This window comes from Pusillimonas sp. (assembly GCF_044464525.1).
Classification (GTDB): Bacteria; Pseudomonadota; Gammaproteobacteria; order Burkholderiales; family Burkholderiaceae_B; genus Pusillimonas.
The window spans coordinates 1-10,950 of the sequence record NZ_JBIQLE010000007.1 but is presented as its reverse complement, the minus strand read 5'-3'; the positions used below and the strand labels follow the sequence as shown (position 1 = coordinate 10,950).

The window sequence follows — 10,950 nt, the reverse complement described above, 5'->3', positions numbered from 1 at the left end:
CGTGCACAAATGGTTAATATGGATTAAAGACTATGTTGTTAACCTGACCATAAGAGGGAAAAAAATGACAATCGAAAAAGCCATGAGCAGCAAAGTCGTCTCCATCGCTGCAAGCGACACGCTTGTACACGCAGTGCGGGTCATGAAAGAGAACAAGATCAAGCACCTTCCCGTGGTGGATGCGTCGGGCGGGTTGGTTGGAATCGTCACCGATCGCGATCTCAAAGAGGCGTCGGCATCAGACGCCACCACCCTCGAGGTGCACGAGCTGGTCTACCTGCTGGACAAAGTCAAAATCGACAGCATCATGACCAAGAACGTCGTCACCATAGAAAAAGGCACGCCACTGAAACAGGCGGCCCTTCTTATGGTCGAGAAAGGCATTGGCTGCCTGCCGGTTGCAGACGGAAAACAGCTTACCGGCATCCTTACCCGCACCGACATCCTGCGCTACTTCGCAGGGCTGTAAGCGGGCTGAACGCCTCCGCCATCAAGCTTTGAGAGCCCGCAATTAACCACCAGGCCGCCGCAAATGGCGGCCTTTCCGTTTATAGCCCGTTCTCGAACCTGGACGGCTCGAAGCCGGCCTCGTTGTCCCGGAACATTTTGTAGATCAGCTCGCGCAGCCATCGGTGGCCCGGGTCGTTGTGGCTGCGCCCGTGCCAGTACTGCGAGATTGTGTATTCGGGAAATGCAATGGGCGGCTCGATTATTTTTAACCGGCTTACCGACAGATACGACTCAGCCAGCATGGTGGGTATGGTCACGATCAGGTCGGTGCTGGCCACAATAAGCGGAATCGCCAGAAAATGCGACAGGCGCAGCGCCACCCTGCGCTGATAGCCCTTTTTGGCCAGAATGCTTTCAATAATTTCGTGCCCCGAGCCGGCGGCCGATACCACGGCGTGCGGCATTGCCAGGTAGTCCTCGAGCGTGATGGCGTCGCCTATGGCGGGATGATCGCGCCGCACCATGCACACGTACGAGCGGCGGAACAGCTGCTGCTGATAGCAGTCGGCGAACAGCCCGTGTATGAAACCCAGGGCCAGGTCCATCTCGCCCGACTCAAGCGCATCGCGCATGTCCCTTACGGGCAGTTGCACGGTATTCAGATTGACGTTGGGCGCGCTGCGGCTCAGCTCATTCAGCAGCGGCGGCAAAAACACCCTGGCGCCGATGTCGGTCATGACCATATGGAAGGTACGCGTCGACGTCCCGGGGTCGAAATCGTGCGTATGGTTGAGCGACTGGCGCAGCAGGCTAAGCGCCTGCAATATCGGTTCTTTGATCTCTTGCGCCAGCACGGTGGGCTCCATGCCGTGCGAGGTGCGCACGAATAATGGGTCGTCCAGCAGTTCTCTCAGCTTCTTCAGGCAGACGCTTAGCGCGGGCTGGGTCACCCCCATGGATTCGGCCGCCGCAGTGACATTGCGGTAGGTCATCATGGCCTCGAAAGCCAGCAGGAACTTGATATTCAGGTCGGTAATATTCATTTTTCGATATACATGACATTACTGATGTGACATGGACAGGCGGGCGCAGCGTCTCTACATTGAAGGTATCGAATGTACTCCGTTTTCACGACGGTACCGAACATATTTCAAGCTGTTATCGAACGGTTGCAACAACCGCATCACCCCGACCCACAGGAGACAAGTAATGAACGACCCCCGTCCATTGCCCCTTGCCCCGGAACGCCGCTGGAAAGGTGAAGGCACCTCCAGGCTGCCGTTCTGGCTCTACACAGACGAAGACATTTACCAGCGGGAACTTGAACGCCTTTTCTACGGCCCCCACTGGAGCTACGTGGGCTTCGCCTGTGAAATTCCCAACCCGGGCGATTTCAAGCGTACCTGGATCGGCGAGCGCAGCGTACTGATCGTACGCGACCGCGACGGCAGCATCAACGCGGTTGAAAACCGCTGCGCCCATCGCGGGGTGCAATTCTGCAAGGAAGCCACCGGCAGCCGAAAGGTATTCGTATGCCCCTATCACCAGTGGAGCTACGACCTGAAAGGCAACCTGCTGGGCGTGCCCTACATGCGGGGAATCAAGGGCAAGGGCGGCATGCCGGAAGACTTCAAGCGCGACGAGCACGGGCTAAGGAAACTGCAGGTCGTAAACCAAAACGGCGTCATCTTTGCCAGCTTCGACCCCAACGTGCCCTCGTTCGAAGAATTCATGGGCCCGACCATGATGAAGTACTTCGAGCGTGTATTTGATGGCCGTGAACTGACTGTTCTAGGATACAACCGCCAGCGCGTTCCCGGAAACTGGAAGCTCATCCACGAAAACCTCAAAGATTGCTACCACCCCGGCCTGCTGCATACCTGGTTCATCAACTTTGGCCTATGGCGCGCCGACAATGAATCGCTAAACGTCATGGACGACAACCATTGCCACTCGGCCATGGTCACGGTGCGCAATACCGGCGGCAAAGGCGAAGCCACCGAGGGCGTATCCAGCTTCAGAGAGCACATGACGCTTAACGACGAACGCTTCCTGGACGTCGAGGAAGAGCACTGGTGGGGCGGCCCGACAGCCGTCATACACAGCATCTTTCCCAGCCTGATCGTCCAGCAGCAGATCAACTCCATCGCCATGCGCCAGGTCATTCCGCGCGGGCCGCGCAATTTCGACTACATCTGGACCCACTTCGGCTACGCCGAAGATACGCCCGAGATGACCGAACGCCGCCTGACCCAGACCAACCTGTTCGGCCCCGCCGGCTTCGTATCGGGCGACGACAGCGAAATCATCGGCATGGTGGAAGACAACATGCACACCGACCAAGACGGGGAAATACTGCTTGAGCTGGGCGGGCGCGACGTCGCCGACACCGACACACATATTTCCGAGACCCTGCTTCGGGGCATGTACAAATATTACCGCAAAGTAATGGAGATATAGGGATGGACGACGTAATGGACCGGAACATGGAAGAGGTGGCGCTTAACCTGGCGGTGCAAAACTTGTACAACGATTACGCCGCCTGTGTCGACAACACGAAGTTCGAGAAATGGCCCGACTTTTTTGCGGACGAGTGCCGCTATCGCATCGTCTCGCGCGAGAACTTCGATGCCGGCTCGCGCATGTCGACGCTTTCGCTGGACAGCAAGGCCATGCTGCTGGACCGCGTCTACGGCATGAACGACACGATTTTGCACGTGCCCTATTACCAGAGGCATGTCATCAGCCCGCCTCGCCTGCACAGCATCGAGGGCAACGTCATACGCTCGGAAGCCAACTATTTGGTGATCCGCTCACGCACTGATTTTTTCTCTGAGGTATTCAACACGGGCCGCTATCTGGACGTCATCGTCAAGGAAGACGACACCCTCAAATTCAAAGAGCGTGTGTGCGTCTTCGACGGCGACCTGGTTCCCAATTCAATTATTTACCCGCTGTAAGGTTTGGCTGCCAAGCGGCTTCGCAATAGCAAAGCACGCGGCCGGAGGCGCATGCAGACAATGGCGGCATCAATAGCGCCGCCGAAAGCCCGAGGCAGCCCGGAACAGATTCATTTTCAACAATAAAGCCCCAGTTGGTGTCTACAAGGCTTGCATCAAGGTAGTAAAGGCATGAAATCCGCAGCATAACTAAATAGAGCATGCGGGGCCGGCTTCCGAGCCGGGCCTGCTAAAAGGAGCTTTAACATGCACAAGAAGTTTCTCAAAAATATTTTCCTGGCTGGCTGTCTACTGGGTTTGGGTAGCGCCGCGCAGGCACAAGAGACAATAAAAATCGGCATTATCCAACCCCTTAGCGGCTCGGTCGCCGCCTCCGGAAACTTCGTCTTGAACGGCGCCCGGATCGCGGTCGACCACATCAACGCCAACGGCGGCGTGCTCGGCGGCAAGAAGCTCGAGCTGGTGGTCGAGGACAACAAAAGCAACCCCACTGAATCTTCAAACGCCGCCGAGAAGCTCATCGTTCGCGACAAGGTTCCGGTATTGATTGGCTCATGGGGCTCAACCTTCACCCTTGCCACCCTGCCCAAGCTAATGGAATACAAGGTTCCGATGGTGGTGGAGACAGCCGGCGCCGACAAGATCACCACTTCGGGCAACCCTTACGTATTTCGCATCTGCCCCACCAACGACATGGAAGCCACCAGCTTCTCGCGGCACATCGAGCCGCTGGGCATCAAAAAAGCCGACATTCTGGTCGTGAACAACGACTGGGGCCTGGGCTCTTCCGCGTCGCTTCAACGCATCATGAAGGAAAAAGGCCTGGAAATCGGCAAGGTCCTGACCATGGATCACAACGCCCAGGACATGACCTCGCAACTATCCGAAATACGCGCGTCCGATGCGGATACCTTGTATATCGTTACCGCAGTCGAGCAACTGACCCTGGTGCTGAAGCAAGCCGAATCGCTGGCCGTCAAGCATAGAATCATCACCTTGGGCGGTTCGCAAAGCCCCGACCAGCTTATTGCACATGCCGGCTCGGCCGCCGAAGGAACCATGCACAACGTCATGTTTGCGCCATGGGTTCTGGAAGCCTCGTCCGACCCCGAGACCGCCAAGTTCTTTGTCGACGAGTGGAACAAACGCAAGCTCGACAAGGCCGGCCTGACGGAAAGCTTCCGTGGGTTCGACGCCGTGCGCACGGTTGCCGCAGCCATCGAAAAAGCCGGCGAGGCCGACTCCGAGAAGATTCGGGAAGCCCTGTGGGATGTCGAACTTACCGGCTTGAACGGCAAGATCAAGTTCAATAAGTCGGGCCCTGAAGGACGTGAGAGCGGCCAAAGCATTCCCAATACTTATCTCGTGAAGATCGAAAACAAAGAAATCACCCTGGTGGAATAGGCGTTCAGCTCCAGCTTGTTGATAAAAAGAATGGAGCCGTCAGTTCGTTCCGCCTTCAAACCGAAGGCGGAACGTTTTTTTTACCGGCCAACGGGTACGCACCGTACTGGACAACAGGCGCTATCCGCTATCGATGAAACCCGGTTCGGCTATGGACGCAATAGGTCAATGACGAAATCCGGCTCGGCAATGGGCACATTCCGTCATCGACGAAAACTGGTTTCGTGGTAATAATAGGCCCTTGTTGAAAACCGGAGCCGCCATGCCGTTCAAGCCACGCACCACGATCAACCGCCCCGTCTTTGCAGCCTCCGCTTTCTTTATATTGGCGCTCGTCCTGTTCGCCATTGTCCTGCCCCACTCCGCGCAACGCCTCTTCAGCGTGGTGCAAGACTGGATCCTCACCAACGTCAGCTGGTTCTATGTGCTGACCGTAGCCATCATCTTGCTTTCGGTCATATTCCTTGCGATGAGCCGCTATGGCGACATCAAGCTCGGGCCCGACCACAGTCGGCCCGACTATCGCGACATAACCTGGTTCGCCATGCTGTTTTCCACCGGCATGGGCATCGGCCTGATGTTCTTTGGCGTGGCAGAGCCGGTCATGCACTTCATCGATCCACCCACAGGGGCCGGATCGACCGTGTTCGACGCTCGCGAAGCCATGAGCATCACCTTCTTCCACTGGGGCCTGCACGCCTGGGCGATCTACGCCATTGTCGGGCTGATACTGGCCTTCTTCAGCTATCGCCATGGCCTGCCGCTGCGGTTCCGCTCGGCGCTATATCCACTGATCGGAAACCGCATCCATGGGCCCATAGGCCATGCCGTCGATGTCTTCGCCATTATCGGCACGGTTTTCGGCGTTGCCACCTCGCTGGGGGTGGGCGTATCGCAGATCAACAGCGGGTTGAACCACCTGTTCGACCTGCCTGTCACCATTCCAATACAAATCGGCCTCATCATCATCGCTTGCGGGCTGGCGACCATATCTGTGGCCAGCGGGCTTGATCGCGGCATACGCATGCTGTCCGAATTCAATCTGCTTCTGGCGGTATTGCTGCTGCTGTTCGTGCTGGTGTTCGGCCCCACCGTCTTCCTGCTGCAAACCTTTGTTCAGAATACGGGCAGCTACCTGTCCGACATAGTCCACAAGACCTTCAACCTGTTCGCCTACGAGCCCAACGACTGGATCGGCGGCTGGACCCTTTTTTACTGGGGCTGGTGGGTGGCGTGGTCGCCCTTCGTGGGCTTGTTCATCGCCCGCATTTCGCGCGGACGAACCATACGCGAATTCGTGCGCGGCGTGCTGCTGGTGCCGGCCGGCTTTACCCTGTTCTGGATGACAGTATTTGGCGACAGCGCCATTTATTTCATTATGGTCGATGGTATGCAGAACCTGGCCGACATTGTGCAGGCAGACAGCTCGCTGGCCCTGTTCGCCTTTCTTGAAGCACTGCCCTTAAGCAGCATCACTTCGGCCATCGCCATTGTCATGGTCATCGTATTTTTCGTCACTTCGGCAGACTCCGGGGCGCTGGTGGTCGATTTGCTCGCCTCCGACGAAAACAAGCACTCGCCCGTATGGCAACGCATCTTCTGGTCGGTGCTGATGGGCGTGGTCGCCATCGCCCTGCTTCTGGCGGACGGCCTTACCGCCCTGCAAACGGCCACCATCGCCAGCGCCTTGCCGTTTTCCATCATTTTGCTGGTGGCGATATGGGGGTTGTTCAAGGCGCTTCACCTGGATGCCACCAAGCGCCGCATCCGCTACCAAACCATTACCCGTTCGCAGCCGCTGGCGGGCGGGCAAAATTGGCAGCGACGCCTGCGCAACATTGTAATGATGCCTACACGTAACCATGTATTGCGATTCATGGACGATGTCGTGGTGCCGGCCATGGAGGCCGTGGCCAGTGAACTGCGTCGCCAGGACTACGAAGTGGCTGTCGAATCCGACGGCGGCGAAATCGAACTGCAAGTGCGGCATCACGGTGAATACCTGGACTTCAGCTATGCCGTGCGGCCGCTGGAACAAATGCAACCCAGCCTGGCCATGGACGAAGACAGCGGACAGGAAAAACGCCGGTTCTACCGGGCCGAAGTCTTCTTGCGGGAAGGCGGCCAAGATTACGATATCATGGGCTGGAGCCACGACGAGGTCATCGGCGATATCCTCGACCAGTACGAACGCCATCGCCAATACCTGCATATGGTTCACGGCTCAAACCAGGCAACGCCCGAGCCGGAATCGGGCACTTGAACTTGCCATGCACATGAAAATATTATTTGTTGGCGCCGGCGCCGTCGGCGGTCTCTTCGGCGCATACCTGCATCGGCATGGAGCCGATGTGCAGTTTTTGTTGCGCCCCGCACGCAAGGCCCAGGTCGACGCCCAAGGGCTGACGCTAGAGCTTCCGTCCGAGACCGTGCACTTCCAGCCGCGCACGCTTGGCGCCCATCAGCTCACTGCCCCATTCGACCTCATCGTGCTGTCCAACAAGGCCCCCGCGCTTGAAAGCGTCATTGCCGACATCAGCCCGGCGATGGCGGAAACCACATATGTACTTCCGTTGCTGAACGGCCTGCGCCATCTCGACCGCCTCGACCAGGCGTTTGGGCAAGCACGTGTGCTTGGGGGCATTGCAAAAACCATCGCCACCCAGGCCTCGCCCACCCATATCCGGGTCAGCAACGCATACAGCAGCCTGACAATTGGCGCCCGCACGACCCGGCAGCAGGCCATGGCGGAAGCCTCCTGGAAGCTGATGGCACAGGCAGGCATAGACGCCGAGCTAAGCGACAGCATCATGGATGACATGTGGGATAAATTCTGCCGCATGGCCTCTTTGGGCGCCGCCAACTGCCTGCTGCAAGGCACGGTCGGCGAATACATGCGTAGCCAGGCCGGCGGCCAGGTTGCCTTGCAACTTTTGCAAGAATGCACCGACACCGCGCAGGCCGCGGGCCACCCCATGCACCCGCAGGCAATAGCGGGTTTCCAGCGGGCGCTCACCAACCCGAACTCCAGCTTCAATTCTTCAATGTACCGCGATATGCTGGCCGGGTTGCCCATCGAAGGCGATCATCTGGTGGGCGACATGCTTCGCCGCGGCGAAGCGGCAGGCGTGTCGTGCCCAACGCTGGCCATCGCCGACGCCGTGCTGCAAACCTACAGCGCCAAACACCAGGCCTGATATGCCGGCTTGATCACTAAGCTGTGAAGCCATCAGGCCACTTCCCTGCGCTGCATTAAATTACGATGTTCGCTTTGCTTGCGCAGGTACTCGACCACAGCATCCTGGTCGCCGGAGAACTCTACGCGCGACGCCTTACGGTCACGTTGATAGACGTACATGGGGTCGTAATAATCTGCCAGTAAGCCTGCTATCCAGTCGCGATGCAGGTCGATGCTTCCGCAGCGCATCTGCTCGGCCAGGGCCGCATCCATCATGTTCGCCAAACGTCGATGGCGCTCGCCGCCCAGCCGGCGCACGATATTATCCAGGCTTTGACGCAACTGTCGTGCGTACAAAACCACGCCCTCGTCCGCGCCATATAAAGCGATAAACTCGGCACGCAAATCAACCACATAGTCCTTAAGGATACGCCCCACACGACTTTGGAATGTATCCTCAAGCCATACCATCGGGCGTTTCTGCATGTCTTGGTACAGCTGTAGCGGCAGGTTGCGGCTGCCGATTGAGCGGCTTTCGTCCTCGACGACGAAGGCCGTATGGCCCGCATCGCGCTTTTTCAAGATGTCGATCGCCAGGCTGTTTTCAAAATCGATCTGGGTGGGTTGCTCTGACGCGTGCCTGCCAAAACTGGAGCCCCGATGATGGGCATGCGCTTCGAAGTCTAAGGCGTTGTCAAGACGATGCAAGACTTCCGTCTTGCCCGTGCCGGTCATGCCGCCCAACACAGTGAAGCGGCACTCGGCTACGGCTAGCTCTATAGTGTCCACAAGGAAACTTCGCATGGCCTTGTAGCCGCCCACTATGCGCGGATAGCGTACGCCAGACTCCGCCTCCAGCCATTGCTGCGCGATGCGCGAGCGGTTCCCGCCGCGAAAGCAGTACAAGTACCCGTTGGGGTGAGCTTGTGCAAAAGACACCCATGCAGCGATGCGCTCTGCCCGTAATTGGCCGCTGACCAGACGATGCCCCAATGCAACGGCGGCATCCGGGCCGTGGCGCTTGTAGCAAACGCCCACCTCGTGGCGCTCTTCATCATTGATCAGCGGCGCGTTCACAGCCAGGGGAAACGCGCCCTTGAGGAACTCCACGGGCGCGCGCACGTCCATCAAAGGTAGCCCGCGCAGAAAAATAGCTGTGTAATCGTCGGTGTCATCGCGCATCATTCACTGATTTTACCGCGCTTGAACTGCATGGTTGCCACTCCGCCAACTTTCGTTAGATCCGACCACACCGATACCTATGTATGCCCTCGCCGCCGATATCGTGCTTGTCGTCCACGGCCTGTTTGTCGCCTTCGTGATCTTTGGCGGCCTGCTGGTGTTGTGGCGGCCCCGCCTTGCCTGTCTACACCTGCCGGCCCTGGCATGGGGAGCCACGGTAATCTCGATGGGATGGATCTGCCCTTTGACGCCACTTGAGAATGAGCTGCGCGCCCTTGCCGGCCAAACACCTTACGACGGCGGGTTCATCCAGCAGTACTTGTGGCCGCTCATCTACCCGCCCGGGCTGACTCGAGCGATGCAGGTGGGTTTGGCCTTAGTGCTGGTCATTGGAAACAGCGCTGTGTATCTGACGATCTGGAAGCGGCGCCGCAGGCGTCAATAATGCGGCGGGCGCTCTTGCGCGTAAGGGTCGGGTGCAGCGTCCTCGCCCTGATTTACTCGGCGCACCAAGGCCTTGTACAAAGCTTGCAGCTCTTGTAATTGCTTCTGCTGCTGGTACACCTGATCATTAAGCTGTTGCGTAAGGTCTTCTTGCGCAATAAGCTTTAACTCGATGTCGATAAGGCGTTTTTCGTAATCCATGTCATAAGGCCTTCGGCCGTTAAAGGTTTGAACCGCATCAAGGCCTGGCCGCCTTATCGAGGTGTTGAACTTGCATCGGTGTGTCGGCCGGTTCATCAAGGCATTGAACTCGCATCGGTGTTGCAGCCGGCACATAGAACTACTGAATTTGCGTCAGGGTTGCCGCCGCTTCATTGCACCGAACATGCCCACCGGCGTGCAACGACATATTATTTTGCCAGCATAGTGGCCAGCATGAAGCCCGACCCGGCCCCAGTACCTGCCCCGGGCCAGGTAGAGGCGCCGCACAAGTACAGCGACTTGACCGGCGTTCGGTAGCGAGAGTACCCAGCCACTGGCCGAAACACGAAGTTCTGGTCCAGGTGATGGCTGCCGCTTAGGCTGTCTCCGCCGATCAGGCAGGCGTTTTCACGTTCCAGATCTGCCGGTGTCATCACGCGGCGTGCCAGTATCTTCCCGCGTAAACCCGGTGCGTAGTTTTCAAGCAGATCAAGGACGCGCTCAGCATAGGCCTCGCCGCAGCTTTCCCAATCGGTTGCGCTGATCTGCCCCAGCGCATCACCCTGAATCTGCGCCGGCAGCACCCGCACTTGTATCCACAGCACATGTTTGCCCTCTGGCGCCCGGGACGAGTCCAGCGCCGTAGGCTGGCCCACGACCAGCACAGGCTCTGCCGGAAGCAGGCCGGCGGCGGCTTCAGCGTATACGCGCGACATCATCGCCATGTCGGGCGCCACGTGCACATAGGCATAGTCTTGCAAATGAGAGCCGGCCTTCCAATCGGGCAGGCCGTCGGTGGCCAAATGAATCATCATGGCCCCAGGGCCTGGCCGAAACGCCTTGACCTTAGACTCGAACGAAGCGGGAGCGGTTCCTGCCGGCAACAGGCCGCCAAAAACCAGCTTGGGGTTCAGGTTTGCAATCACGGCTCGCGTAGCGGAAAACTCGCGCTCGTCGGCCAAGACCACCCCCGTGGCCGCGCCGTCGCGCATCGTAATGCTGCGCACCGGCGCGTCGGTAATAATTTCGCCGCCCTTGGCCCGCAACAACCCCGTCATGGCGCGAATAATGGTGTCGGCCCCGCCCTTTCCTATGACCATGCCGAAATTCTGGTTCGCCATGGATTCCAGA

11 protein-coding genes are annotated in these 10,950 nt (G+C 58.2%); 7 read left to right on the top strand and 4 right to left on the bottom strand.

Translation table 11 applies throughout. The annotated features are described in order from the left end of the window. The first annotated feature begins 64 nt into the window (after positions 1-64). A complete protein-coding gene (locus tag ACIY1O_RS05500; RefSeq protein WP_397474087.1) occupies positions 65-469 on the top strand; it encodes a CBS domain-containing protein in 405 nt (134 codons plus the stop codon). 79 nt (positions 470-548) lie between these two features. Here ACIY1O_RS05500 and ACIY1O_RS05495 read toward each other — a convergent pair whose 3' ends face one another. After that, positions 549-1,493 carry a LysR family transcriptional regulator gene (locus ACIY1O_RS05495; protein ID WP_397474086.1) on the bottom strand — a complete coding sequence of 315 codons (945 nt, stop codon included), beginning with the start codon at positions 1,491-1,493 and terminating at the stop codon, positions 549-551. Positions 1,494-1,659: 166 nt separating this feature from the next. Here ACIY1O_RS05495 and ACIY1O_RS05490 point away from each other — a divergent pair, with 166 nt between their 5' ends. The 5 genes from ACIY1O_RS05490 to ACIY1O_RS05470 all read left to right on the top strand — a co-directional run bounded on the left by ACIY1O_RS05490 (position 1,660) and on the right by ACIY1O_RS05470 (position 8,011). Then, entirely contained in the window at positions 1,660-2,910 is a 1,251-nt protein-coding gene (locus ACIY1O_RS05490) for an aromatic ring-hydroxylating oxygenase subunit alpha (RefSeq protein ID WP_397474085.1), read from the top strand. Positions 2,911-2,912: 2 nt separating this feature from the next. Next, positions 2,913-3,410, top strand: coding sequence for an aromatic-ring-hydroxylating dioxygenase subunit beta (locus ACIY1O_RS05485; protein ID WP_397474084.1), 498 nt, complete (start codon positions 2,913-2,915; stop codon positions 3,408-3,410). Between the two features lie 246 nt (positions 3,411-3,656). Continuing rightward, positions 3,657-4,814, top strand: coding sequence for an ABC transporter substrate-binding protein (locus tag ACIY1O_RS05480; protein ID WP_397474083.1), 1,158 nt, complete (start codon positions 3,657-3,659; stop codon positions 4,812-4,814). Positions 4,815-5,076: 262 nt separating this feature from the next. Next, entirely contained in the window at positions 5,077-7,077 is a 2,001-nt protein-coding gene (locus tag ACIY1O_RS05475; RefSeq protein WP_397474082.1) for a BCCT family transporter, read from the top strand. Positions 7,078-7,090: 13 nt separating this feature from the next. Further along, the gene (locus ACIY1O_RS05470; protein WP_397474081.1) at positions 7,091-8,011 is read left to right on the top strand and encodes a ketopantoate reductase family protein; all 921 of its coding nucleotides are present in this window, start codon (positions 7,091-7,093) and stop codon (positions 8,009-8,011) included. A 32-nt stretch (positions 8,012-8,043) separates the two neighbouring features. Here the strand turns inward: ACIY1O_RS05470 and mnmH are convergent, their stop codons facing one another. Further along, positions 8,044-9,174, bottom strand: a complete 1,131-nt coding sequence (mnmH, locus tag ACIY1O_RS05465; protein ID WP_397474211.1) for a tRNA 2-selenouridine(34) synthase MnmH — start codon at positions 9,172-9,174, stop codon at positions 8,044-8,046. Between the two features lie 79 nt (positions 9,175-9,253). On the opposite strand from mnmH, the gene ACIY1O_RS05460 reads away from it, so the two are divergent. Then, the gene (locus ACIY1O_RS05460; protein WP_397474080.1) at positions 9,254-9,619 is read left to right on the top strand and encodes a DUF2784 domain-containing protein; all 366 of its coding nucleotides are present in this window, start codon (positions 9,254-9,256) and stop codon (positions 9,617-9,619) included. Here the strand turns inward: ACIY1O_RS05460 and ACIY1O_RS05455 are convergent. Together ACIY1O_RS05455 and ACIY1O_RS05450 are read right to left on the bottom strand one after the other, a co-directional pair. Continuing rightward, positions 9,613-9,819, bottom strand: coding sequence for a SlyX family protein (locus tag ACIY1O_RS05455; RefSeq protein WP_397474079.1), 207 nt, complete (start codon positions 9,817-9,819; stop codon positions 9,613-9,615). The genes ACIY1O_RS05460 and ACIY1O_RS05455 overlap by 7 nt on opposite strands. Positions 9,820-10,028: 209 nt before the next feature. Beyond that, positions 10,029-10,950: phytoene desaturase family protein (locus tag ACIY1O_RS05450; protein WP_397474078.1), on the bottom strand; the 922-nt coding region annotated here is incomplete at its 5' end.